The sequence below is a fragment of the Agrobacterium sp. DKPNP3 genome, from assembly GCF_052686535.1.
Genome location: NZ_JBQYSN010000001.1, coordinates 15,862 through 39,639 on the forward strand (window position 1 = coordinate 15,862; position 23,778 = coordinate 39,639).

Annotated in this window: 27 protein-coding genes; 13 read left to right on the forward strand and 14 right to left on the reverse strand. The window is 58.6% G+C overall.

What is annotated here, in order from left to right:
• Entirely contained in the window at positions 1-864 is an 864-nt protein-coding gene (locus tag ACUTJJ_RS00080; RefSeq protein ID WP_445540914.1) for an EamA family transporter, read from the reverse strand.
• Between the two features lie 81 nt (positions 865-945).
• Between ACUTJJ_RS00080 and ACUTJJ_RS00085 the strand changes: the two genes are divergently transcribed.
• The 3 genes from ACUTJJ_RS00085 (at position 946) to ACUTJJ_RS00095 (ending at position 3,520) form a co-directional block, all read left to right on the forward strand.
• The gene (locus tag ACUTJJ_RS00085) at positions 946-1,446 is read left to right on the forward strand and encodes a MarR family winged helix-turn-helix transcriptional regulator (RefSeq protein ID WP_445540915.1); all 501 of its coding nucleotides are present in this window, start codon (positions 946-948) and stop codon (positions 1,444-1,446) included.
• A gap of 109 nt (positions 1,447-1,555) precedes the next feature.
• A complete protein-coding gene (locus tag ACUTJJ_RS00090) occupies positions 1,556-2,263 on the forward strand; it encodes a FadR/GntR family transcriptional regulator (protein WP_063949424.1) in 708 nt (235 codons plus the stop codon).
• Between the two features lie 54 nt (positions 2,264-2,317).
• On the forward strand, positions 2,318-3,520 hold the full coding sequence (locus tag ACUTJJ_RS00095) for a mandelate racemase/muconate lactonizing enzyme family protein (RefSeq protein ID WP_209086039.1): 1,203 nt from the start codon (positions 2,318-2,320) through the stop codon (positions 3,518-3,520).
• Here ACUTJJ_RS00095 and xseA read toward each other — a convergent pair whose 3' ends face one another.
• Positions 3,521-5,119 carry an exodeoxyribonuclease VII large subunit gene (gene xseA / locus ACUTJJ_RS00100; protein WP_063949426.1) on the reverse strand — a complete coding sequence of 533 codons (1,599 nt, stop codon included), beginning with the start codon at positions 5,117-5,119 and terminating at the stop codon, positions 3,521-3,523. It lies immediately after the preceding gene.
• A gap of 189 nt (positions 5,120-5,308) precedes the next feature.
• On the opposite strand from xseA, the gene ACUTJJ_RS00105 reads away from it, so the two are divergent.
• Positions 5,309-5,551: a hypothetical protein gene (locus tag ACUTJJ_RS00105; RefSeq protein ID WP_063949427.1), complete on the forward strand. Its 243-nt coding sequence runs from the start codon at positions 5,309-5,311 to the stop codon at positions 5,549-5,551.
• A 12-nt stretch (positions 5,552-5,563) separates the two neighbouring features.
• A complete protein-coding gene (locus tag ACUTJJ_RS00110) occupies positions 5,564-5,926 on the forward strand; it encodes a hypothetical protein (RefSeq protein WP_445540916.1) in 363 nt (120 codons plus the stop codon).
• Here the strand turns inward: ACUTJJ_RS00110 and ACUTJJ_RS00115 are convergent.
• The gene (locus ACUTJJ_RS00115) at positions 5,923-6,906 is read right to left on the reverse strand and encodes a Gfo/Idh/MocA family protein (protein ID WP_445540917.1); all 984 of its coding nucleotides are present in this window, start codon (positions 6,904-6,906) and stop codon (positions 5,923-5,925) included. The two genes, ACUTJJ_RS00110 and ACUTJJ_RS00115, sit on opposite strands and share 4 nt — an antisense overlap.
• 180 nt (positions 6,907-7,086) lie before the next feature.
• On the opposite strand from ACUTJJ_RS00115, the gene ACUTJJ_RS00120 reads away from it, so the two are divergent.
• The 4 genes from ACUTJJ_RS00120 to ACUTJJ_RS00135 all read left to right on the forward strand — a co-directional run bounded on the left by ACUTJJ_RS00120 (position 7,087) and on the right by ACUTJJ_RS00135 (position 10,131).
• Positions 7,087-7,647 (forward strand): cysteine hydrolase family protein, encoded by a 561-nt coding sequence (locus ACUTJJ_RS00120; protein WP_445540918.1) that lies wholly within the window; start codon positions 7,087-7,089, stop codon positions 7,645-7,647.
• Complete coding sequence (locus ACUTJJ_RS00125; RefSeq protein WP_445540919.1) at positions 7,647-8,630, forward strand: GlxA family transcriptional regulator; 984 nt, start codon at positions 7,647-7,649, stop codon at positions 8,628-8,630. Before ACUTJJ_RS00120 ends, ACUTJJ_RS00125 begins: the two co-directional genes overlap by 1 nt.
• Before the next feature lie 105 nt (positions 8,631-8,735).
• The gene (locus ACUTJJ_RS00130; RefSeq protein WP_445540920.1) at positions 8,736-9,686 is read left to right on the forward strand and encodes an aldo/keto reductase; all 951 of its coding nucleotides are present in this window, start codon (positions 8,736-8,738) and stop codon (positions 9,684-9,686) included.
• 1 nt (position 9,687) lies between these two features.
• A complete protein-coding gene (locus tag ACUTJJ_RS00135; protein ID WP_063949433.1) occupies positions 9,688-10,131 on the forward strand; it encodes a GNAT family N-acetyltransferase in 444 nt (147 codons plus the stop codon).
• On the opposite strand, the gene ACUTJJ_RS00140 is transcribed toward ACUTJJ_RS00135, so the two are convergent.
• Positions 10,132-11,022: a LysR family transcriptional regulator gene (locus ACUTJJ_RS00140; protein ID WP_144576177.1), complete on the reverse strand. Its 891-nt coding sequence runs from the start codon at positions 11,020-11,022 to the stop codon at positions 10,132-10,134.
• A gap of 116 nt (positions 11,023-11,138) precedes the next feature.
• Between ACUTJJ_RS00140 and ACUTJJ_RS00145 the strand changes: the two genes are divergently transcribed.
• The gene (locus ACUTJJ_RS00145) at positions 11,139-12,140 is read left to right on the forward strand and encodes an aldo/keto reductase (protein WP_404494316.1); all 1,002 of its coding nucleotides are present in this window, start codon (positions 11,139-11,141) and stop codon (positions 12,138-12,140) included.
• A 47-nt stretch (positions 12,141-12,187) separates the two neighbouring features.
• Here the strand turns inward: ACUTJJ_RS00145 and pheT are convergent, their stop codons facing one another.
• From pheT to infC, 8 genes are all read right to left on the reverse strand, one after another.
• A complete protein-coding gene (pheT, locus tag ACUTJJ_RS00150; RefSeq protein WP_445540921.1) occupies positions 12,188-14,611 on the reverse strand; it encodes a phenylalanine--tRNA ligase subunit beta in 2,424 nt (807 codons plus the stop codon).
• Between the two features lie 47 nt (positions 14,612-14,658).
• Positions 14,659-14,934 (reverse strand): DUF2442 domain-containing protein, encoded by a 276-nt coding sequence (locus ACUTJJ_RS00155; protein ID WP_063949437.1) that lies wholly within the window; start codon positions 14,932-14,934, stop codon positions 14,659-14,661.
• Positions 14,915-15,151 carry a DUF4160 domain-containing protein gene (locus tag ACUTJJ_RS00160; protein WP_063949438.1) on the reverse strand — a complete coding sequence of 79 codons (237 nt, stop codon included), beginning with the start codon at positions 15,149-15,151 and terminating at the stop codon, positions 14,915-14,917. Before ACUTJJ_RS00160 ends, ACUTJJ_RS00155 begins: the two co-directional genes overlap by 20 nt.
• Before the next feature lies 1 nt (position 15,152).
• Entirely contained in the window at positions 15,153-16,235 is a 1,083-nt protein-coding gene (gene pheS / locus ACUTJJ_RS00165) for a phenylalanine--tRNA ligase subunit alpha (protein ID WP_445540922.1), read from the reverse strand.
• Complete coding sequence (locus ACUTJJ_RS00170; protein ID WP_296066084.1) at positions 16,228-17,106, reverse strand: lipopolysaccharide kinase InaA family protein; 879 nt, start codon at positions 17,104-17,106, stop codon at positions 16,228-16,230. The genes pheS and ACUTJJ_RS00170 overlap by 8 nt, the downstream gene beginning before the upstream one ends.
• 173 nt (positions 17,107-17,279) lie before the next feature.
• The gene (gene rplT, locus ACUTJJ_RS00175) at positions 17,280-17,684 is read right to left on the reverse strand and encodes a 50S ribosomal protein L20 (RefSeq protein ID WP_003507464.1); all 405 of its coding nucleotides are present in this window, start codon (positions 17,682-17,684) and stop codon (positions 17,280-17,282) included.
• A 40-nt stretch (positions 17,685-17,724) separates the two neighbouring features.
• Positions 17,725-17,928 (reverse strand): 50S ribosomal protein L35, encoded by a 204-nt coding sequence (rpmI, locus tag ACUTJJ_RS00180; protein ID WP_003493355.1) that lies wholly within the window; start codon positions 17,926-17,928, stop codon positions 17,725-17,727.
• A gap of 189 nt (positions 17,929-18,117) precedes the next feature.
• The gene (gene infC / locus ACUTJJ_RS00185) at positions 18,118-18,654 is read right to left on the reverse strand and encodes a translation initiation factor IF-3 (protein ID WP_077224822.1); all 537 of its coding nucleotides are present in this window, start codon (positions 18,652-18,654) and stop codon (positions 18,118-18,120) included.
• Between the two features lie 186 nt (positions 18,655-18,840).
• Between infC and ACUTJJ_RS00190 the strand changes: the two genes are divergently transcribed.
• Together ACUTJJ_RS00190 and ACUTJJ_RS00195 are read left to right on the forward strand one after the other, a co-directional pair.
• Positions 18,841-19,629: an alpha/beta hydrolase gene (locus ACUTJJ_RS00190; protein ID WP_445540923.1), complete on the forward strand. Its 789-nt coding sequence runs from the start codon at positions 18,841-18,843 to the stop codon at positions 19,627-19,629.
• 119 nt (positions 19,630-19,748) lie between these two features.
• Positions 19,749-20,363 carry a transglutaminase-like cysteine peptidase gene (locus ACUTJJ_RS00195; protein ID WP_063949441.1) on the forward strand — a complete coding sequence of 205 codons (615 nt, stop codon included), beginning with the start codon at positions 19,749-19,751 and terminating at the stop codon, positions 20,361-20,363.
• Between the two features lie 77 nt (positions 20,364-20,440).
• Here ACUTJJ_RS00195 and rirA read toward each other — a convergent pair whose 3' ends face one another.
• Positions 20,441-20,911 carry an iron-responsive transcriptional regulator RirA gene (gene rirA, locus ACUTJJ_RS00200; RefSeq protein ID WP_063949442.1) on the reverse strand — a complete coding sequence of 157 codons (471 nt, stop codon included), beginning with the start codon at positions 20,909-20,911 and terminating at the stop codon, positions 20,441-20,443.
• Positions 20,912-21,084: 173 nt separating this feature from the next.
• Here rirA and ACUTJJ_RS00205 point away from each other — a divergent pair, with 173 nt between their 5' ends.
• Positions 21,085-22,134, forward strand: coding sequence for a Fe(3+) ABC transporter substrate-binding protein (locus tag ACUTJJ_RS00205; protein WP_063949797.1), 1,050 nt, complete (start codon positions 21,085-21,087; stop codon positions 22,132-22,134).
• A gap of 72 nt (positions 22,135-22,206) precedes the next feature.
• Here ACUTJJ_RS00205 and ACUTJJ_RS00210 read toward each other — a convergent pair whose 3' ends face one another.
• The gene (locus ACUTJJ_RS00210; RefSeq protein WP_006699765.1) at positions 22,207-23,703 is read right to left on the reverse strand and encodes a CoA-acylating methylmalonate-semialdehyde dehydrogenase; all 1,497 of its coding nucleotides are present in this window, start codon (positions 23,701-23,703) and stop codon (positions 22,207-22,209) included.
• Positions 23,704-23,778 lie beyond the last annotated feature (75 nt).

A 23,778-nucleotide genomic window follows, 5' to 3' on the forward strand; every position in this document is an offset into this window, starting at 1 on the left:
CTATTTCGGCAACTGGCTGCGCTGGCTGAGCCAGATGCTGAAAAGCACGGCCATGAAGCCGGCGATCTGCGCTGGCGTGAGGCTTTGACCGAGCGCCAGCCAGCCGAGCAGCGTTGCCACAACAGGACTCAAGAATCCGAGCGAGGCTGCCGCTGAAGGTTCGATGCGGGCTAGCCCACGAAACCAAAGAACATAGGTGAGTGCCGCACCGATGAGCCCAAGATAGGCGATTCCGAGAATATTAGTCGCTGATGGCGTCGGCAGTGCCGGCTCCAGAAGATAGGCGAGCGGTAAAAGAAGAATGCCGCCTGCGGTCAGTTGCCATGCGGTGAAGGTGAGGTTCGAGACCGGCGGGCGCCATTTGCGGGTCAGTACTGTTCCGAAGGCCATGGAGACGGCACCCGCAAGGCCTGCGGCAATGCCGATGCCATCGAGCACCGCCCCCGGCGTCAAGACGAGTAGCGCGACACCGGCGATACCGAGAACACCGGCGGCGATGGCCAGCGGTCGGATTTGGGTTGCGAGAAACAGTCGCGAAAGGCCGATCACAATGAGAGGCTGGACCGCGCCCACGGTTGCCGCAACGCCGCCCGGCAATCGATAGGCCGAAACGAACAGCATCGCCCAGAAAAACGCAAAATTCAGCGCGCCGAGAACGAAGCTGCGGTGCCACCAGATACCCTTCGGCAGCCTGCGGACGATCAGCAGCAGCAGGATGCCGGCCGGCAAAGCGCGCAGCATGGCGACATGCAGTGGATATCCCTGCGGCAGGAATTCCGTCGTGACGAAGTAGGTCGTGCCCCAGATGACGGGGGCAAGCGCGGTAACCAGCACGTCAGCTGCAAAAGTCGAATTTGTCTTCATTTCAAGAATCTCTATATCAAGATAAAATGAGTTTAATGGAATTTGTCTTGACGTCAAGATACCTCTCGCTATGCATAGGCGATGAGCAAGAATCCACCTGATCACGTCGACCATATTCTCGCACAATGGCGCAGGGAGCGACCCGATCTCGATGTCGGGCCCATGGGCTTGCTTGGCCGTCTACACCGGCTGAGCACGCACCTCGGCCGCGAGGTTGAGGCGGTGCTCTTGAAGCACGGCCTCTCCTCCTCCGCCTTCGACGTGCTGGCGACCTTACGGCGCGCGGGCTCACCCTATCGGCTCTCTCCCGGCGATCTGCTGTCCATGACCATGGTCAGTTCCGGCACCATGACAAACCGGATTGACCAGCTTGAGAAAGCAGGGATGGTGGAGCGTATCCACAATCCACAGGACCGGCGCAGCGTCTTGATATCGCTGACGGAACGGGGCTTTTGCGTGGTGGAGGCGGCGGTCGCGGCGCATGTCGAAAACCAGCATCGGCTTGTCGCCTGTCTCACCGAAGAAGAACGAACGACTTTAGACGGGCTGTTGAAGCGGTTCCTGCAGGGGGTCGAGGAGTAATATGAAGCGTCACCGCCGGCCCCGCGGCAAGGGGTCTGCGGCGCTTGTTTCCTGAAGAAGAATCCTGTAAGCATTTTTCAAGAAACCTGTACGACAGGTTGGAGGAAGAATGTTAAATCCAATTGCGCATGAGGCCGGTCTTGTCAGCAGCACGATCGGCGCGATCACCCGCCACATCAGAGAGAACGAACTGGCGCCCGGCGCAAAGCTGCCGAGTGAACTTTCGCTCTCGCAACAGCTTGGCGTCTCGCGCACTGTCGTCCGCGAGGCTTTCCGATCGCTTTCGGCGATGCGGCTCATCGATGTCAGCGCCGGCAAGCGCGCCACAGTGGCCACGCTGGATCATGGCGCGATGTCGTTGATGTTCGAACATGGCATTCACACCGAGCAGATCAACATCCAGCAGATCTATGACGTACGCCGCACGATCGAAGTTCGCACCGTGACCCTTGCGGCGCTACGACGCACGGATGCAGAAGCGCTCATCATTCTGGAACATGCCAAGGCCATGGAGAGTGATTTTGGGAAGAACGACAAGGTCATGGAGCATGATCTGGCGTTCCATCTGGCAATCGCCAAGGCTTCCAAGAACCCTGTTTTCGAACTCATTCTTGGCGCGTTCCAGAACGTGACGCGTCAGACCTGGCCGATCGGCTGGAAAAGCCGCACATCCGACGCGCAGCGCCACGCCGCCGGTGAGCTACACATCGCCATCGGACAGGCCATTGCCGCGGGCGATCCGCAAACGGCCTCGACGCTGATGGCGCGGCATTTCGATGAAAGCGTGCACGCGCTTCTGGCGGCTGGCATCGCCTGATTTCTCAAACCCAGTTCCAGACGGAACACGACCTGCCTCTGGAGGAGACACTTCATGAAAATCACCAAACTTGAGACCGTTCGTGTGGCGGAACGGGCCAACCTGCTTTGGGTTCTGGTCCACACGGATGAGGGGATCACCGGATTAGGCGAAACCTTCTATGGCGCGGAGACCGTCGAGGCCTATGTGCACGAATACATCGCGCCGCGCGTGATCGGCCGCGACCCGCTGCAGATCGACCTTCTCGCGCAAGACCTTGTGGGCTATCTCGGTTTTCGCTCATCCGGCGCAGAAGTGCGCGGCAACTCCGCCTTTGACATCGCCCTCTGGGATATTTTCGGCAAGGCCACCAACCAGCCCATAGCCCAGCTGCTCGGTGGTTTCAGCCGCAGGGAAATCCGGACTTACAATACCTGTGCGGGCACCGAATATATCAAGAAGGCGACCGGGCAGCAGACGGCCAATTACGGCCTTTCCGGTGGCAAGGACTATGATGACCTGAATGGCTTCCTGCACCGCGCGGACGAACTTGCGCACTCGCTACTTGAGGATGGCATCACGGCCATGAAGATCTGGCCCTTCGACGCGGCGGCGGAAAAGACACGCGGGCAATATATCTCGATGCCGGACCTGAAAAGCGCGCTGGAGCCTTTCGAAAAAATCCGCAAGGCGGTGGGCGATAAGATGGATATCATGGTGGAGTTTCACTCCATGTGGCAGCTTCTGCCCGCCATGCAGATCGCCAAGGCGCTGACCCCCTACCAGACTTTCTGGCACGAAGACCCGATCAAGATGGACAGCCTTTCCAGCCTGACGCGATATGCCGCCGTTTCGCCCGCACCGATTTCGGCATCGGAAACGCTCGGCTCCCGCTGGGCCTTCCGTGATCTCCTGGAAACGGGCGCTGCCGGTGTTGTCATGCTTGACATCAGCTGGTGCGGCGGGCTTTCGGAAGCACGCAAGATCGCCTCCATGGCGGAAGCCTGGCATCTGCCGGTCGCCCCGCATGATTGCACCGGGCCGGTGGTGCTCTGTGCCTCCACTCACCTGTCGCTCAACGCGCCGAATGCGCTGGTGCAGGAAAGCGTGCGCGCCTTCTACAAGACTTGGTATCGTGATCTCGTCACGGCCTTGCCGGAAGTGAAAAACGGCATGATAACGGTGCCGCCGGGCGCCGGGCTCGGCATGGAACTGCATCCCGACATCGAGAAGAGCTTCACCGTCAGCCGCCGTTTTTCGGATGCGGCTTCGATCTGATCAGAACAGGCTGCCCTGGTTGCCCGGGTCCGAAGAAGCTGGCTTGACCGGCTTCTTTTTCGGCGCGGCGGTGGCATCCGGGGAAGATGTGCCTTCTCCGGTTGTGATCGCCGAGACGCGGCCATCGGAAAATTCCATCGATACCACGGCACCGGAAGCAATGGCCGCAGCGCGGGTCAAAGGGCGGTTCTCCTCATCGCGGATGACAGCATAGCCGCGCTTGAGCACGTTTTTATACGAGAGCGATTGCAGGATACGGTCATGGGCGGCAAGGCCGGACCGGTTTTGCGCCATCCGATGCAACACGGCAGTATCGGCCCGGCGTGACGCCGTGGCAAGGCGCTCCTTTTGCCGCTCAACTTGGCCGAGCAGCCTGGCGGGTAGCGAGCGCAGGGATGAGTCGAAGGAATCGACACGCCCTTTTCCCTGCAGCAGCCGGCGTTCCACCAGCGTCTCCGCCCTGTGCATGCGCTCGGTGATCCTCTGCCTGTGGTGCTTGAGGCCATTCAACAGGGTTTCCGGTCTCAGTCCCGAGGCCGAACGCTCGAATGTCCGCCGCTTGTTCAGCGTCGTCAACTCCAGTCCACGCCCAAGACCACTCGCAGCCTCGTCGAACCGGCGGCGCGGCAAGGCGAGAAGCTGATCGAGCGACGGTAGCGCCCGCACCAGGGCGCGCACGCCTTGCCGGCGATTGTCCATCTGCCGCGAGACAGAGCCGGAAAGGCGGGCAGCGAGGCCGGAAAGCTGCGCCTCGAGTTCCGCCCGCACAGGCACCGCCATTTCGGCGGCTCCCGTCGGCGTCGGCGCACGGACATCGGCGGCGTAATCGATCAGGGTGGTATCGGTCTCATGTCCGACGGCGGAAATCAGCGGAATTTCGCTTTCCGCTGCGGCGCGCACGACGATCTCATCGTTGAAGCTCCAGAGGTCTTCCAGACTGCCGCCACCACGCGCAACGATCAGCACATCAGGCCGTGCGATCTCGCCACCGGGCTGAAGCGCATTGAAACCGCGAATGGCGTTCGCCACCTCCTCGCCCGAACCTTCTCCCTGCACCTTGACCGGCCAGACAAGCACATGAACGGGAAAGCGATCCGAAATGCGATGGAGAATATCGCGGATCACCGCGCCCGTCGGCGAGGTGACGACGCCAATGACGTGTGGCATGAACGGCAGCCGGCGCTTGCGGGCCGGGTCGAACAGTCCCTCGGCCGCCAGTCGACGGCGCCGGTCTTCGAGAAGCGCCATCAAAGCGCCGGCACCGGCCGGTTCAAGGCTTTCGATAACGATCTGATATTTCGAGGAGCCTGGGAAGGTCGTGACCTTGCCCGTCGCGATCACTTCCATGCCCTCTTCCGGGCGGAACTTCAGCCGAGAGAAGGTTCCTTTCCAGATCACGGCATCGATGCGGGCGCGATCGTCCTTCAGCGAGAAATAGGCGTGGCCGGACGAATGTGGCCCGCGATAACCAGAAATCTCGCCACGCACACGCACCTGATCGAAGGCCGTTTCCACCGTTCGCTTGATGGAACCCGACAGTTCGGACACCGAAAACTCGGCAAGATTGCTCAATGCGGCGTGGGAGAAAATATCGCTCATGCTTGCTTTTATCGAAAATGGCTCGATTCGGAAATGCCGGGGAAAGCTCGCACCGATTTTAACGGCGGTGAAACCATATCCTCAACTACAGAGTTAGGAAAACGGGAGTTGGAGGTAAAAACAAGGGTTCGTTAGGGAAGACAGCGTTAGGTCTGTTCCCGGCCCGGCAACCAAAGAGGAGGCGGCACCATGATTTTTCTCACCGCCACAGTGCTCGGCATCGCTGCCGTTGCATTACGTTCGGTCTTCAGCATCGTGTTCATCTGCATGATGATTATCGGAGCCTACGGCGTCGCGATCGCGCTTTCGTCCGGTGCTGTTCCGCTGATGTCTCTGCTTCAGGCGCTCGCGGGTTATAATTTCGGCGTCGTTGGCGTCGTCATCAGCCTTCTGGTACTGCAGCGCCCGCGGTCCACCCCGCCAACTCTCTAAAAGACCACGGCCTTGAGGCTTCGTTCCGTTGCACTCAGCGAGATTTGCGGTCTGGCGGCCGATATAGCCATCACCTGTCTGCTCATTTTCTTTCTCACGGTCGACCCGATCGCTGCGCGTTTGCCGGGGGCGGTGTCCGGGCTTGCAACAAGCTGGCGGCTGAACCGCTCAATGAGTGGCGCGCCAGGCGCCTTTCCGGCCAATGCCGTCACCCTCATTTCCCGCATTGTGAGCGTCGGACTTTTCTCGCTGCTGCAATGGCGCAACCCGCTGATCCAGCCGGTCGTGCCACTTGCCTTTTCTGCGCTCGCAGCTCTGGTCCTCGCATGCTGCGGCCATTGGCGGCTTCAGAAACTGCGTCGGGCAAAGGGCTAAACCGTTTCCCAGCCCTCCTTATCCGCAGCGCGATAAATCGCATCGATGAAAAGCTGGTTGTTTTTGGAGCTTTCCAGCGTGACAACCTCTCCTTCACCCCTTACTGCGCGGGCAAAGGCCTCCGCTTCCAGCTTGTACTGGCGGCTATCCTGAAACCTGAAGATTTGCGACTGGTTGTGGGCCTGATTGGTCAGCTCGACTTCTTCCGCACCCCAGCGGTTTGCATTAAACGGCGATTTGACTTCGATGTAACCGTCCGTGCCGTGGAAAACCATCAGCTGGCGGGCGGCAAGCTGCGTTGCAAGATAAAAACTGAGTTCGAAGCTGCCGAAATCCGCCCGCACACTGGAATAGATATCGGTGCCGAACTCTCTGTCACGCTCCACGGAGGCCTGCACGCGCTTGGGTTCTTCACCGGTGACGAAGCGGGTCACGATCGTCGGATAAACGCCGATATCCGGCAAGGCGCCGCCGCCGAGTTCGGGAATGTTGCGCATATTCTGAGGATCGCGGTTGAAGTAGCTGAAAGCGCCCTGCACATGTTTCAGCGTTCCGATCGCGCCCGAAGAAAGCAATGCTTTCACCTTGGCCCAGACCGGCGCATAGGTCACCATGAAGGCTTCCGAGATGATGACACCGTTGCGGTCCCGCGCAGCGATAAGCGTGTCGATTTCCTGCGCTTTCAAAGCAATGGGCTTTTCGCAGAGAACATGTTTGCCCGCATCGGCGGCCTTGATCGTCCATTCGACGTGCTGCGACGTTGGAAGTGGAATGTAAACCGCGTCGATGACATCGGACGCCAGCATTTCTTCGTAGGAGCCGAAAGCGTGGGGCGCGGAGAACCGATCTGCGACCGCGCGGGCCCTCGAAAGATCACGACTGGCGATGGCGCTGACCACACAGTTCTCAGCATCCTGTATCGCGGGGATGACGTGGTCCTGAGCGATCTTCGCCGTTGAGATGATTCCGAAGCGCAGCATTTAGTCCTCCCGATCTGACATATGCCGGAAACTTATCATTGTCATGCCGAGTGGCAACCCGTTGCTTCAAGATTAGAGAGGTGATGGCTGGATGTGTCCGCTCTTTGTCAGGAAGGTTTCTTTTTTTCCGGGCTTTCATGACGAATTATGCTATGCATCAAGGTAACGGAGAAACATGAAATGTCCTCTTCCCATACAGCCCTAATGGTCATCGATGTGCAGGAATCCTTTCGGCACGCTCCGTATTTCGAGGATAGCGAATTGGCCGCCTATCTCGAGAAACAACAGGCGCTGATTGACGGCGCCAAAGCCGCTGGCATTGCCATTGTCCAGATATTTCATGTTGATGGCGACAGAGCATTTTCGAGCGACAGCGGCTTTATTCGGCCGCTGGAAGGTGTGCGGATTTCCCCTGACGTGACCTTCCGCAAAAACCGGCATTCTGCCTTTGTGGGAACCGGTCTCGAAATCTGGCTGACGCAGAGGGGCATCAACCGGCTGATTATCTCCGGGATCCGTACCGAACAATGCTGCGAGACCACCACCCGACATGCGTCCGATCTCGGTTACGCCGTCGATTACGTCACCGAAGCAACGCTGACTTTCCCGATGACACATGCATCAGGCACTGTTTTCAGCCCGGATGACATCCGTCAGCGCACCGAGCTGGTACTGGCCGGTCGCTTCGCACGGATCGTTGGCGTCGATGACGTGCTGGCGACGATGAAAGAGGCGGCCTGATGAATAAGGGCGACACGCGCGTTGTTCCTTTTTTAACGCTCGTGCCGCCGCATGCGCTTCTGCTGGACATTGCCGGTCCACTGGAGGTGGTTCGTTACGCCAATGCAGAGCAGCAGGATATCCACTTTGAGTGTCGGTACATCGCCGCAAGGAACGAACAACAATCCTCCATCGGCCTTCAGCTTTCCGCACTGGAGACCCTGCCGGCGGCGCTGCCGGAAAACGCTTTCCTTCTGATCTCCGGCAGCACATCCGGCTTCGACGATGATCCGCAGACGCGACGGGAGCGGCGGGCCCTGGCAGCCTGGCTTCATGCGGCGGTGCGTGCCGACACGACCGTTATCTCCATCTGCTCCGGTGCCCTGCTGGCGGGAGAGGCGGGGCTTTTCGACGGGCGAACCTGCACGACCCATGCCGATTGTATCGAAAGCCTGCGACGCATCGCGCCCTTGGCGCAGGTGGCGGAAAATCGTCTTTTCGTGGAGGATGGCAGGCGTTTCTCGAGCGCCGGTATTTCCACCGGTATCGACCTGATGCTGCATGTGATTTCCGGGATGACATCGCCTGCCGTCGCGGCGCGGATTGCCAAGACAATGGTGGTTTATCTCAGGCGCAGCGGCAACGACGCGCAAATCTCCCCCTGGTTGACGGGCCGCAACCACATCCATCCCGCCATTCACCGGGTCCAGGACCGTGTCATGGCCGAGCCGGCGAAGGACTGGTCGCTCGAAGCTCTGGCCGATATTGCTGCACTGAGCGAAAGGCACCTCTCCCGTCTCTTTCGCGACCGTACCGGTCTCAGCGTGATCGACTACGTCAACCTGATGAGGGTCAATCTGGCCCGAGATATTCTCGCCAATAGTCGTCTGGACATGGAGACCGTCGCAGAACGGGCAGGCTTTGCATCTGCACGGCATCTGCGCCGCGTGTGGCAGCAGCACAATCATTTACCTCCCAGCCATTATCGCGGTCTCCAAAGGTGAGTTTCCAACCTCACGGCTGCCTGATGAATGCCATCAAATGAATTCAATGGTTATGCCGGCGGCCAGTTGGTACCCTGTCGCCAGGATAGCAACAGGAGTATTCCCGTGGAAAAACGAAGCCTTGGCCGCACAGGCCTCTCCATCGCCCCGATCGTCTTTGGCGGTAACGTGTTCGGCTGGACAGCGGATGAGAAGACCTCCTTTGCCCTGCTCGATGCCTTTTTCGATGCCGGGTTCAACGCCATCGATACGGCGGATGTCTACTCCGCCTGGGTGGACGGGCATGTGGGTGGCGAGTCGGAGGCGATTATCGGCAAGTGGCTGAAGCAGTCCTCCGTTAAGCGGGAGGATGCAGTGATCGTCACCAAGGTCGGTTTCGACAATCGCGGTCAGAAGACCGGGCTGAGCGCCAAATGGATCGCAGAGGCCGTCGATGCTTCGCTCAAGCGGCTTCAGACCGATTACATCGACCTTTACCTAGCCCATAAGCCTGACGCCGACGTGCCGCTGGAGGAAACGCTTGCCGCCTTCGCCAAGTTGAAGGAGCAGGGGAAAATCCGCGCCATCGGCTGCTCCAACTATTCCGCAAACCAGCTCCAGGAGGCTCTTGATGTGGCTGCCAGGAACAATCTGCCGCGTTACGATGTGCTGCAGCCGGAATATAATCTCTACAACCGGGCAGATTTCGAAGGCCCATTAGCAGATCTTTGTGTGAAACAAGAGATCGGCGTGATCAATTATTATAGCCTCGCCGCCGGGTTCCTCACCGGAAAATACCGTGCCAAGGCAGATACGGAAGGCGTTGCCCGCAGCTATCGCGTGGCTGACTACGTCAATGCCCGCGGCCTCGCCGTTCTCGGCGCAATGGATGCCGTCGCGGTGCAGACCGGGGCAAAGCTCGCCGACATCGCGCTAGCCTGGCTGCTGCGCAAGAAGGCCGTAACAGCGCCGATCGCCAGCGCCACCAGCCTGTCGCAGCTTGAAAGCTTCAAACGCGCCGTCGAGCTGAAACTGACCGACGAGATGATGGCGCTTCTCGACAAGGCGGGGGCGTAAGATGGATCTTGGAATTCGCGATGCCGCTCCGTCGGACCGGGCGGAGTGGCTGCGGCTGTGGAATGACTATCTCGCCTTTTATGAGGTCGATCTCGCCGCCGACGTGACCGAATATACCTGGGAACGCATCCTCGATCCCGCGTCCCGCGTCTCCATGCGCGTGGCGATGCTGGGTGAGCGCATGGCGGGCTTTGCCATTTACCACTTCCACGATTCCACTTGGGTGAAGACACCTGACTGCTATCTTGAGGATTTGTATGTCGATGGCGACATCCGCGGCAAGGGCGCGGGGCGGGCATTGATGGATGATCTGATCACTATCTGTAAGAAAATGGGCTGGTCGCGTCTTTACTGGAATACCGGCGAGGACAATCACCGGGCCCAGAAGCTCTATGACAGTTACGTGAAAAGCGACGGTCACATCCGCTACCGCATCACCTTCTGATCAACTCCGGAAACGGAAGAAATCCACGAAAGCCCTCAGCGCCGGACGCATCTGCCGGCGAGAAGGGTAGTAGATATAAAATCCGTCAAAGGGCGCACACCATTCGTCCAGCACGCGGATGAGCCGGCCTTGCCTGATATCGTCTTCGACGCGCTGCTCGAAAACGAAGGCAAGTCCTGCTCCATCGATTGCCGCCCTTCGGATAAGGCTCTGGTCCGACAAAATAAGCGGCCCCTGCACATCCACAACGAGCGGCTTGCCGTCTTTTTCCAGCTCCCAGCGATAGATGAGGCCGCTTGCAAACCGCCGGCGTATGCAGCGATGCCGGATGAGGTCCCTCGGATCATGCGGTGGCGGGTTATCAGCGAAATAAGAAGGGGAACCGACGATAGCCCCGCGCCATTCACCGCTCGCTTTCACCGCGATCATGTCTGCATCAAGATGCTCCCCGAGACGAAGACCGGCATCGAAACCCTTCGCGACGATATCTTCGAAGCGATCATCGGTCGAAATCTCGAGAGAGATTTCGGGATAGAGCCGTAGGAACTCCCCCAGTCTGGGTACGATAAGGTCTTCGGCGGCAAGCCTCGGTAACGTAATACGCAAGGGGCCGGCCGGTCTGCCGCCCTGTTCGGCCAAGGTATCGATGACGGCGTCAATGTCGGCAAGGGCGGGGCCTAAGGTTTCAAGAAGGCGCTTTCCCTCCTCTGTCGGAGAAACGCTGCGGGTGGTACGGTGAAGCAGCCGCAAGCCGAGGCTGGCCTCCAGTGAGGAAACCGCGTGGCTGACGGCGGAGGGGGCGATACCGAGTTCGGCCGCGGCCTTGCGAAAGCTGCGGCCTTCCGCAACGGCGGAAAGAACGGCCAATTGGGAGAGCTGTACGCGATTCATTGTTCTAAATTATAGAACAACCCGCACGGATTTGCAGCGATTATTTTCGCCGCCGTCATTCGCTATGTTTCGATCACGCCCTGATGACGGGCGATTCCTGATGGAAGGACGAACTGATGAGAAGCAGAACCCTTGGAAACAATCTGACCGTTTCGGCACTTGGTCTTGGGTGCATGGGAATGACCCATGCCTACAGCCCGACAGGTGATGAAAACAGCGCGATCGCGACGCTTCATCGCGCCGTTGATCTCGGCGTTACTTTTTTCGATACGGCGGAGGTTTATGGGCCTTACACGAATGAAGTTCTCGTCGGCAAGGGGCTGAAGCCCTATCGCGACAAGGTGGTGATTGCCACCAAGTTTGGTTTCAAGATCGATGGTAGCAAACCGGCCGGGCAGATGATGGTAGGGACAGACGGTCGGCCGGAAAATGTCCGCGCTGTCGCCGAAGCGTCTCTCAAGCGTCTCGACGTTGACGCCATCGACCTCTTTTATCAGCACCGCGTCGATCCCGATGTGCCGATCGAAGAAACGGTCGGAGCGATGGCCGAACTGGTGAAACAAGGCAAGGTAAAGCATCTCGGCCTCTCCGAAGCCAGTGCAGAAACGCTTCGCAAGGCCCATGCCACCCACCCGATTGCCGCGATTCAGAGCGAATATTCGCTGTGGACCCGCGACCCGGAAGAAAATGGCGTGCTGGATACCTGCCGTGAGCTCGGCATCGGTTTCGTCCCCTTCAGCCCTCTTGGGCGCGGTGCGCTGACCGGAGCGCTGAAATCGCTGGATGGACTCGCAGCCGATGATTTCCGGCGCGGCTTGCCGCGTTTCCAAGGCGAAAACTTCGACGCCAATCTAGCGCTGGTCAAGCTTCTGGAAGACATGGCGGCAGAAAAAGGCGTGACTGCCGGGCAACTGGCATTGGCCTGGGTGTTGGCGCAGGGGGATTTCATCGTGCCGATCCCCGGCACCACGAAGATTGCCAATCTTGAGAAAAACGTCGCGGCGGCGGACGTATCCCTGACACGGCAAGAAGTCGAAAACCTCGGTTCGTTGCTGGCTCCGTCGAAGGTAGCGGGCAAACGATACCCTGAGCGCATGTCACAGATGGCCAACCGTTAAAAAAAGCCGCGGTGGTTGCCGCGGCTTTTTTCAATCTGTTTCGGATGTCAGGCGCGCAGAACGCCGCCTGTCGATTTTTCGACATTGCCGACGATCTTTGCCGTGAGCGCTTCGAAATCCTCATCCGTCGGCGTTTTATCGATCGGCTGAATCTGGACTTCGATGGCGACCGACTTGCGATTTTCTCCGAGCGATGCTCCCTCGAAAATATCGAAGACGTTGACCCCCGTGATCAGCTTGCGGTCGGCGCTTGTCGCCGCCTTGATGATGGCAGCCGCCTCGACCGATTTCTCAACCACGAAAGCGAAGTCGCGCTTCACCGCCTGGAACGGCGAAAGCTCGAGCGCCGGCTTGGTGCGGGTCGCCTTCTTTTTCGGCTCCTGCATAGCGTCGATATAGATCTCAAAACCGCAATAGGCGCCGGATATATCCAGCTCGGACAGCGTTTTCGGATGGAACTCACCGAAATAGCCGAGCACAACTTTCGGACCCATCTTGATGGTGCCGGAGCGGCCTGGGTGATACCAGTCGGGCGCCCCTGCTTCGATCTGGACATTGGCCATGGGTAGACCGCAGGCCTCAAGCACAGCCAGTGCATCGGCCTTGGCGTCATAGACGTCAACCGGCTTGCCACCGCCCTTGGCCGCATTCGACCACATGCGGCCGCTGCCCGCGAGCGAAGCCGTGCCGCGGCGAACACCACCGGCAACACGGCGCTGCGTATCGGGCGTATCGCCCTCATAGGTGCCGGAGACCTCGAAGATCGCGACGTCACCATAACCCTTGTCGGCATTGCGCTGGGCAGCGGTGAGAAGACCGGGCAGAAGCGAGGGCCGCATATCAGACATATCGGCCGCGATGGGGTTTGCGAGTTTGAGCGCCGGTGAACCGCCGCCGAACAGCTTTGCCTGCGCTTCTGGAATGAAGGACCAGGTGACAGCCTCAAGCATGCCGCGGCTTGCCAGCGCCCGGCGCGCGGTGCGGGTGCGGATCTGCAGCGTGGTCAGGATACGACCATTGACGGCGCCGAGGCTTTCCAGTGGCTCCGGCTTGATATTGTCGACGCCATGGATGCGCATGACTTCTTCGACCAGATCGGCCTTGCCATCGACATCCGGCCGCCAGGAGGGCACGGTAACGGAGACCCGTTCGCCGGTTCCCTCGACACCAAAACCCAGACCCTTGAGAATGGCGAGGCTCTCTTCAGCCGAGACTTCGAGGCCTGTCAGGCGCTTCACTTCCGCAAGCGGGAAGTCGACGACTTTGGGTTCGTAGCCCTTGTAACCAACGACCCTGGCTTCGCCGGGAACGCCGCCGCAGAGCTCGAGAACCAGTTCGGTGGTGCGCTCCAGGCCCGGAACCATATATTCCGGATCGACGCCCCGCTCGAAACGATAACGCGCATCGGTGATGATGCCGAGGGAGCGTCCGGTCTTGGCGATATTGATGGGATCCCAGAGTGCGGATTCAATCAGCACGTCGACGGTGTTTTCATCGCAGCCTGAATGTTCGCCACCCATAACGCCGCCGATGGATTCGAGGCCGTTTTCGTCGGCGATGACGACATTGTTCGGGCCGAGCTTATATTCACGCTGGTCGAGCGCGAGGATCGTCTCGCCCTCTACCGCACGGCGCACGGTGAGATCGCCTTTAACCTTCGCGGCGTCGAAGACATGCATCGGCCGGCCCTGATCGAAGGTCATGTAGTTGGTGATATCAACAAGCGCATTGATTGGGCGCAGGCCGATCGCCAGAAGACGCTGCTGCATCCACTTGGGGCTGGGGCCATTCTTCACGCCGCGCACGATGCGTAGCGAGAAGCCGGGGCAGAGCGCGGGATCGTCCAGATCCAGCTTCACGTCGACGGGCGTTGCGCCTTCCACCTTGAAGGAGGGTGCGGGCTTCGTCTTCAGCTTGCCGAGACCGGAGGCCGCGAGATCGCGCGCAATGCCGTAGATGGAGGTGCAGTCCGGACGGTTCGGCGTCAGGTTGATCTCGATGACGGGATCGTCCAAGCCGGCATAGCTGGCAAAGGACGTACCGACAGGTGCATCATCAGGCAGATCGATGATGCCGTCGTGATCGTCGGATATGTTCAGCTCCTTTTCGGAGCACATCATGCCATGGCTTTCGACGCCGCGAATCTTCCCGACAGCGAGCGTCACATCGATGCCCGGAACATAGGTGCCGGGACGTGCCAGCGCACCAACGAGGCCCGCGCGCGCATTCGGTGCACCGCAGACGATCTGCACCGGCTTGCCGTCACCGGCATCCACCATCAGCACCTTCAGGCGGTCTGCCTCGGGGTGCTTTTCAGCGGAAACCACCTTGGCAATGACGAAGGGCTTGTAGGCCGCCTTGTCGTCAACGTCTTCGACCTCAAGGCCAATCGCCGTCAACCGCTCGCAAATCTCGTCCAGCGTCGCATCCGTATCGAGATGGTCTTTGAGCCAGGAAAGAGTGAATTTCATTCGTCTTGTCTCGCACTTAACTATAGGCACAAGGCCACATTGCGTTTCTATGCAGCCTTCTGCGGCGCTTTGGCGCCTGGCGCCTTCCAGCCGAGCAGCATTGATTTTACGGAAACACCCTCATCCATGTCTGGCCACCACACCCCGGAGAATTGTAGCTCCACGTGGGCGCGTTGTTTGGACGAAGCTTTTTCCAGAAATGGATACCACCATAGCGGGGCCCGAATTTGCCGACCATCTGCGAGCGTCACATAGACGAAGCTGGCATCGCATTCGGCTGCCACGGGCATCATGTCTTCGGTTTCAAACTCCAAAGAACTCATTCCACTTCTCCATCCAGCCGTCGCGATTTTCATCGACTTTCGAAAGAAATTCGGCCACTTCGCGACTATTGTAGCCGTGATTATAAGCCATTTCCATGCTCAGAAGCCAGACTTTGGCGGAGCACTTGTCCTTGATAATATGAATATGGGGCGGTTCCGGTCCGTCCGAAGCGTAGAACCGGAACTTGTAACCATGCCATATTAGCAAAGTCGGCATACTAGCTACTGAGGCCTCCGAACAGCGTCGGCATGTCGAGCGGCCGGAAGCCGTAATGGGTCATCCAGCGGACATCGGCGTTGAAGAAGTCACGCAGGTCAGGCATGCCGTATTTCAGCATGGCGATGCGGTCGAGCCCCATGCCCCAGGCAAAGCCCTGATATTCGTCCGGGTCCAGCCCGCCGGCACGCAGGACGTTCGGGTGCACCATGCCGCAGCCGAGGATTTCCATCCAGTCCTTGCCTTCGCCGAACTTGACGATAGGGCCGGAACGATCACACTGGATGTCCACTTCGAAGCTTGGCTCCGTGAAGGGAAAGAAGGACGGGCGGAAGCGCATGACGACGCTGTCGACCTCGAAGAAGGTCTTGCAGAACTCCTCGAGAATCCAGCGCAGATTGCCCACATGCGCCTTCTTGTCGATGACAAGCCCCTCGACCTGATGGAACATGGGCGAATGGGTGGCGTCGGAATCCTGGCGATAGGTCTTGCCGGGAATGACGATGCGGATCGGCGGCTTCTGGCTCTCCATGGTGCGGACCTGCACCGGCGAGGTGTGCGTGCGCAGCACCTTGCGCTCACCCTTTTCATTCGGTGGCAAGAAGAAGGTGTCGTGCATTTCGCGGGCGGGATGGCCTTCCGGGAAGTTCAGAGCCGTGAAGTTGTAATAATCTGTCTCGATATCGGGGCCTTCCGCAATCGAAAAACCCATATCCGCAAATATCGCGGTGATTTCATCGACGATCTGGCTGATCGGATGAATGCGGCCGCGCTCCGTCGGTGACTGACGGACCGGCAGGCTGACATCGACGGTTTCCGCCTTCAGGCGCGCAGCGATGGCAGCATCCTTCAGCGCATTCTTGCGCTCGCCGATCAGATCGGTAATCTCGGTCTTCAGTTGATTGATGGCGGCACCACGGGTCTGGCGCTCTTCCGGGCTCATGCTGCCAAGCGTCTTCAGAAGCTCCGAAACCGAGCCCTTCTTGCCGAGCGCGGAAACACGGACGGCCTCGATGGCCGGCTCATCGGCAGCGGCGGCGATTTCCGACACCAGTTGCGATTTCAAGATATCAAGTTCAGTCATCTTTTCCTGCCTTGCCGGTTTTTCTAACAGCGGCGTCGGTGTTCACAGCATTCATCAGATAGTCGGTCGCCATGATAAAGCGTCGCAGATCACTACCCATCCGCACGCGCCCGATCAACCGGGCAAGCGGTAAAAAACGCCCGAGAATTCGGGTCAGGCGGCTTAATTCGTCGACTGCCCGCGGCGGGGCGTTTTCGAGCCACCGCGAAAAAGCGGCGTTACGGGTTCCGTCGGCTTCACAGGCACGAGTGGCGACCTGCAAAAACAGCAGCCAGATATCGCGGGCCTGCGCTGTCGCAAGCGGCATCACATCCTGGGGCCGCTCCTCGAAATCCATGAAGCCAACCCGGCCATCGGCCAGAAAGAAGTCGCGGACATGCGGGCGGCCGTGGCAGAGGCCTGCAGCATGCAACTCCCCGAGCGCTTCCGCAGATTTGACCAAAAGGGCGTCATGCTCATGGGGATCGGACGCCTTCAGCGCATCCATTCGCTCCATCAGCGTCGGCCCCACGTCGCCCAGCACCACGGCCGTGCGGGATGAGTAGATCAGCGGCGGAACGGGGAAGCCGCATTGCTGGAACTGCTGCAAGGTTTCCAGTTCCCGCCGCATGAGGCCTGCGCCGTCAAGCGGCTCCGACGGGCGAAGGAAGGCATAGGGCAATAGCTTCGACAGCAGCTTCTGCATCTTCATCCACCAGGTCACCCGCTCCGTGCCCTGCCGTTTTATCCAGACTGTGAGCTGCGAGAGTTCGAGCTTCTGGATACGGCGGTCACTGTTCAGCAAAACGCGCATCAGCGCCGCGATATCGGCATCGTCAAGATGAACGTAAAAACCCTCGGCCTTTTCAGCCTCATTTGCAGTCAACAGCATTTCCATCCACCAGACGATTTTCGGGGCAGATGGGCTGGATACTCCATTTTTTCTAATTTCCTAAATTAAAAACACGGACTGAATGGACAGGGGGCCGCGAGAGTTGAAAAACGAAAAACCCGCGCCGGTTTCCCGACGCGGGTTCGAATGACAACAGATTGTCCGCGCCGTAATTACTTGACGGCGGTTTCAAACTCGTTGGTGGTACCAGCATCCTTGAGGTACTCAAGTGCCTTCTTCGCTGCTTCAACGAGCGCGCCGAATGCTGCCGGCTCATGGATGGCCATGTCGGACAGAACCTTGCGGTCGACTTCGATGCCAGCCTTGTTCAGGCCGTCGATGAAGCGGCCGTAGGTCAGGCCGAATTCGCGAACAGCAGCGTTGATACGCTGGATCCACAGAGCGCGGAAGTTGCGCTTGTTGACCTTGCGGTCGCGGTAAGCGTACTGCTTGGAACGATCCACGGCAGCCTTTGCTGCGCGGATGGTGTTCTTGCGGCGGCCGTAGAAGCCCTTGGCTGCCTTGAGTGTCTTGGTGTGCTTGGCGCGGGAAGTTACGCCACGTTTTACGCGTGCCATGTCATGATCTCCTTAAAGTGTCCAAAAGTGCGGAAAAGTCTCAGAGACCGTTCGGCAGGTAGTTCTTGACGACCTTCTTGCCGTCAGCTTCGGCGAGAACCATGGTTCCACGCGCGTCGCGAATGAACTTGTTGGTACGCTTGATCATGCCGTGGCGCTTGCCGGCGGCGGCTGCAACGACCTTGCCGGTCGCGGTGATCTTGAACCGCTTCTTTGCAGCGGACTTCGTCTTCATCTTGGGCATTTTGCTACTCCGTTTTTGTATCGAAAAAGGCAGACGAGGCCTATTTCAAGCTATTCAGGAACGGCCACGGCATGCCCTGCCGGACCGTTCGGACGCGCGCTTATAACCGCAGTCGGCCAAAAGCGCAACGGGGAATGAAAATTTCCCCTCGCGGATCAGATATGCGCCTGTGATCGGGGCACGTCAGACTTATTTCGGGGCAAGAACCATCATCATCTGACGGCCTTCCAGCTTCGGCTCGGCCTCCACCTTGGCAATCGCCTGGGTGTCTTCCTTCACCTGAAGGAGAAGTTTCATGCCGAGTTCCTGGTGGGCCATTTCGCGGCCGCGGAACTTCAGCGTTACCTTCACCTTGTCACCTTCGTCAAAGAAACGGTTCATCGCCTTCATCTTCACGTCATAGTCATGCGTGTCGATGTTGGGGCGCATCTTGATTTCTTTGACTTCGACGATCTTCTGTTTCTTGCGCGCTTCAGCGGCCTTTTTCTGGGTCGAGTATTTAAGCTTGCCGAGATCGAGGATCTTGCATACCGGCGGCTCTGCGTTCGGCGAAATCTCGACGAGATCGAGACCGGCCTCTTCCGCCATTTTCAAAGCCTGATCCGTCGGCATGCTACCGAGGTTCTGGCCCTCTTCATCGATAAGCTGAACTCTGGGAACCCGAATTTCCCGGTTGGAGCGCGGCCCCTCCTTGACGGGGGCATCGGCTTTGAAAGGTCTGCGAATGGTCGTATTCTCCTGATCTGTTTCTGGATCACGTCAGCAAAAAACAGCTTGTTTAGTACAAGCGGCGGAAATGTCGTTATTGCTGTGGCGAAGTCAATAGCATATCTGGCCGAAAAGATCACCTGTTGTCACGGTTTTTGCAAAATACCGCCGTTATGGCACCAAAATCAGGAGAATTGCATATACATGACCGATCAAGCCGTTGAATTCCTGTCCGTAGGCCCCGACAATGACTGCCGCGACATCGCTTTCCTCCATCGGCAGGCGACGTCAGTCGAGACCGCGCCGACAATAGTCTGGCTGGGTGGCTATCGCTCCGACATGACGGGAACCAAGGCGGTCGAGCTCGATCGTTTCGCGGCTGAGAACGGGCTTGCCTGCCTGCGGCTGGACTATTCCGGTCACGGCGCCTCCGGCGGCGACTTCAGGAAGGGCACGATCTCGCGGTGGCTGGACGAGGCACTTGCTGTCGTTCGGGCGAAGGCCCCGTCCCGTGTCGTGCTCGTCGGCTCATCTATGGGAGGATGGATTGCCTTGCGCATGGTTGAAGAGTTGCGCAAGGCGGGTGGCGCACCTACCGTGGCGGGTCTTGTCCTGATCGCGCCGGCTCCCGATTTCACACAGGAACTGATCGAGCCCAGCCTTTCGGAGGCCGAGCGGCTTTCTCTCTCGGAAAAGGGGTATTTTGAGGAGCATTCGGAATATAGCCCCGAACCGAACATCTTCACCCGCGCGCTGATGGAGGATGGAAAGCAGAACCGCGTCTTACGGGGGATCATCACCACGGGGTGCCCGGTTCACATTCTGCAGGGCATGCGGGATCCCGATGTGCCGTATCAGCACGCTCTAAAATTGCTGGAACACCTTCCATCTGACGACGTCGTCCTGACGCTCATCCGCGACGGCGACCACCGGCTGTCGCGTCCACAGGATATAGATCGAATGCTCGCGGCGGTGAAATCCCTTGCAATATAGGCATTTCCGCAACGGTCTTAACCATATTCAGCGAGTCTTGAGCGCGGCCGTTTGCTAATGATTGACTCGCACCCCCGATCCCTCTTAACTTTTCATTAAGAATTTAAGGGACGGGTTTCATGATGAACGCACCGCTGGCGCGTGCGCTGCTGTTTGCAGTTGCCGCCGGGCTAATGACTGCTGCCTCCGCCACCGCGGAAACCAAGGGAAGCCCCTCCATGGTGACGGGCGGGATTACGTCCCAGCCGATCGGCCATTACGAGTTCTGTCAGAAATATGCCGACGAGTGCAATATTCGCAGCAAGGTGACGCCGCCACCGCGCGTCACCGACTATGGCTGGAATGTCATTCGCGAGGTCAATACGACGGTCAATACCACCATCGTGGCGATGACCGACATGGAAATCTACGGCAAGGACGAAGTCTGGGAATATCCGACGACGGCCGGCGACTGCGAAGATTTCGTACTGCTGAAGCGCAAGAAGCTGGTCGAACGCGGCTTTTCCGTCGCCGATCTGCTGATAACGGTGGTGCGCAAGCCTGACGGTGAGGGGCACGCCGTACTGACGCTTCGCACGACGGATGGCGATTACATTCTCGACAATCTTACCAACGACGTGAAGCTCTGGACCGATACCAACTACACCTATCTGAAGCGACAGGCGTCCTTCAATACCGGCCGCTGGGTCTCCATCGAAGACGGTCGCGACGTTCTGGTCGGCGCGTTGCGCTGATCACGGAAGAGGCCGATCTGACAAAAAAGCCCGCGTTTCCGACGCGGGCATTTTGTTTTCGATTGATGTCTTTATGATCAGGCAGCCGGAAGCGCGGCAACCTTTGGCATTTCCGTATCGAGACCAAGCAGGAAGTTGATCTGCGGACGGGCCTTGACGAGATCGTCGATCGAATATTCCGTCAGGACGTCGAAGAATGCATTCAGCGCCTTGCGCAATGCCGAGTTCAGGCCGCAGCTATCCACGAGCGGACATTCAACGGCACCGTCCTCGAAGCACTCGGCCATGGCGAAGCTGTCTTCGGTGACCTTCACGACGTCGAACAGGCTGATCTTCTCGGCCGGTTTGCCAAGGCGGACACCGCCATTGCGGCCACGCACGGTCTCAACCAGGCCAGCCTTGTTCAGCGGCTGCAGGATTTTGAACAGGAACAGTTCCGACACGCCGTAGGCTCTTGCGATCTCTGGAATTCGGCTGAGCTTGCCTTCATTTGCGGCGCAATACATCAACATGCGAACGGCATAGTTGGTCTGTTTGGTCAAACGCATGCTGGTCTCCTAACTCTCAATGTGGAGTTATATAGTCTCTTTTTCAGTTTAGAACAATTCCAGAAACCGAAAAAACTGGCTTCTATTCGAGATTTCTCAAACAGCCTTGTTGACCGCCCGCATGATTCATGAACAAACAAGTCAAGAATCGGAATGTAATGGAGGCATTCACAATGGCAAGCCTGAAATCCTGCTTTTCCGCTGCCGTTTTCTCAGGGATGACACTGTTTTCCTGCGCGCCTGCCGCCTGGGCAGAGGGCGAAGTTAACGTCTATTCCTATCGCCAACCTGAATTGATCCAGCCGCTTCTCGATGCCTTTACGAAGGAAACGGGGATCGAGACAAACGTCCTGTTTCTCGACAAAGGTCTGGTGGAGCGTATTCAGGCAGAGGGTGTCAACTCTCCCGCGGATGTGCTTCTGACGGTCGATATCGCTCGCCTTGTTGAGGCGAAAGAAGGCAAGGTCACCCAGCCTGTCCTCAATGATCCCGTGATCGAAAAGGACATTCCAGCGAATCTGCGGGACCCCGACGGCGAATGGTTTGGGCTGACGACGCGTGGCCGGGTCGTCTACGCTTCGAGGGAACGGGTGACCCAGAAGGAGATCACCTATGAGGAGCTTGCCGATCCGAAGTGGAAAGGCAAGATCTGCATTCGTGATGGCCAGCACTCCTATAATATTGCTCTGATCGCCTCCATGATCGCCCATCACGGCGTCGATTACACCCGCACATGGCTGACCGGCCTGAAGAACAATCTCGCCCGCAAGCCTGATGGAACCGACCGCAGCCAGGCGAAATCGATCTTTTCCGGCGAATGCGATATTGCGCTCGGCAATACCTATTATGTCGGCCTGATGCTGACCAATGATCGCGAGCCGGAAGAGCAGGAATGGGCTCGCTCCGTGCGCGTGATCTTCCCCAATGCGGGCGATCGCGGGACGCATGTGAATATCTCGGGCATGTCGCTGACGAAATATGCGCCCAATAAGGACAATGCGCTGAAGCTGATGGAATTTCTCGCCTCCAGGCAAGCGCAGGAAATTTACGCCAAGCAGGTCTTCGAATACCCAGTGCTGCCCGGCGCAGAGCCTTCAGATGTGGTGAAAGGCTTCGGCCCGATCAACCCCGATAAGCTGCCACTGACGGACATTGCCGCCCATCGCAAGGAGGCTTCTGAGTTGGTGGATGAGGTCGGCTTCAACGACGGCCCGACCAACTGATTTTGCGAAGACTGGATTGCAAAAGCCCCGCCGTGAAAACACAGCGGGGCATCTTTTGGCTTATCGACTGGCTTACTTCATCGTCGGCATGACGAATTCCGCACCCGACTTGATGCCGGATGGCCAGCGTGAGGTGATCGTTTTGGTCTTCGTCCAGAACTTGATCGAATCCGTGCCATGCTGGTTGAGATCACCGAAGCTCGAAGCCTTCCAGCCGCCGAAGGAGTGGTAGGCAAGCGGAACAGGGATCGGAACGTTGATGCCGATCATGCCGATATTGACGCGGCTTGCGAAATCGCGGGCCGCATCGCCGTCACGGGTAAAAATGGCGACTCCGTTGCCATATTCATGCTTCATCGGCAGTTCCAGCGCCTCTTCATAGTTTTTGGCGCGAACGACCGACAGAACCGGTCCGAAGATTTCGGTCTTGTAGATGTCCATGTCGGGCGTGACGTGGTCGAACAGGCAGCCACCGACGAAATAGCCGTCTTCATAGCCCTGCAGCTTGAAGTCGCGGCCGTCGACCAGAAGCTTTGCGCCCTGCTCGACACCGCTGTCGATCAGGCCCTTGACGCGGGTCTGCGCTTCCTTGGTGACGAGCGGCCCCATATCGGCCTTGTCGTCCGTATAGGGACCGATCTTCAATGCCTCGATCTGCGGAATGAGTTTTTCAACGAGGCGATTTGCCGTCTCTTCGCCGACCGGAACCGCAACGGAAACAGCCATGCAGCGCTCGCCGGCCGAACCGTAACCGGCGCCCATCAGCGCGTTTACAGCCTGATCGAGATCGGCATCCGGCATGATGATCATGTGGTTCTTCGCGCCGCCGAAGCATTGCGCGCGCTTGCCGTTCATGGCGGCGGTGCCATAGACATAGCGTGCGATCGGCGTCGAACCGACGAAGGAGACCGCGCCGATATCGGGATCGGTGAGGATGGCATCGACAGCGCCCTTGTCGCCGTTGACGACGTTGAGGATGCCAGCCGGAAGACCGGCTTCGATCATCAGTTCGGCAAGGCGGATCGGCAGCGACGGATCGCGCTCGGAGGGCTTGAGGATAAAGGCGTTGCCGCAGGCGATCGCCGGCGCAAACATCCACATCGGGATCATGCCGGGGAAGTTGAACGGGGTGATGCCCGCGCCGATGCCGACCGGCTGGCGGATCGAATACATGTCAATCGCAGGGCCGGCGCCTTCCGTGAATTCGCCCTTCTGCAGATGCGGAATGCCGCAGACGAATTCGCAAACTTCGAGGCCACGGACGATGTCGCCCTTGGAATCCTCAACGGTCTTGCCATGTTCGCTGGAAAGCAGAACGGCCAACTCATTCATGTCGCGGTTCAGAAGTTCGACGAATTTGAAGAAAACGCGCGCACGGCGTTGCGGATTGGTGGCGGCCCATTTGGGCTGTGCCGCCTTTGCGCTTTCAACAGCAGCGCGAAGCTCTGCATCGCTCGCAAGCGCAACGGTCGCCTGCACTTCGCCGGTGGCGGGGTTATAGACATTGGATGTGCGGCCGCTGGTGCCCGCCACATGCTTGCCGTTTATGAAATGACCGATTTCCTTCATGGGTGTTCCTCCAGAATAAGATGGCGCAGCATTACCTTTCGAATTGCACAAATCAATCGCCTCAAATAAGCATCC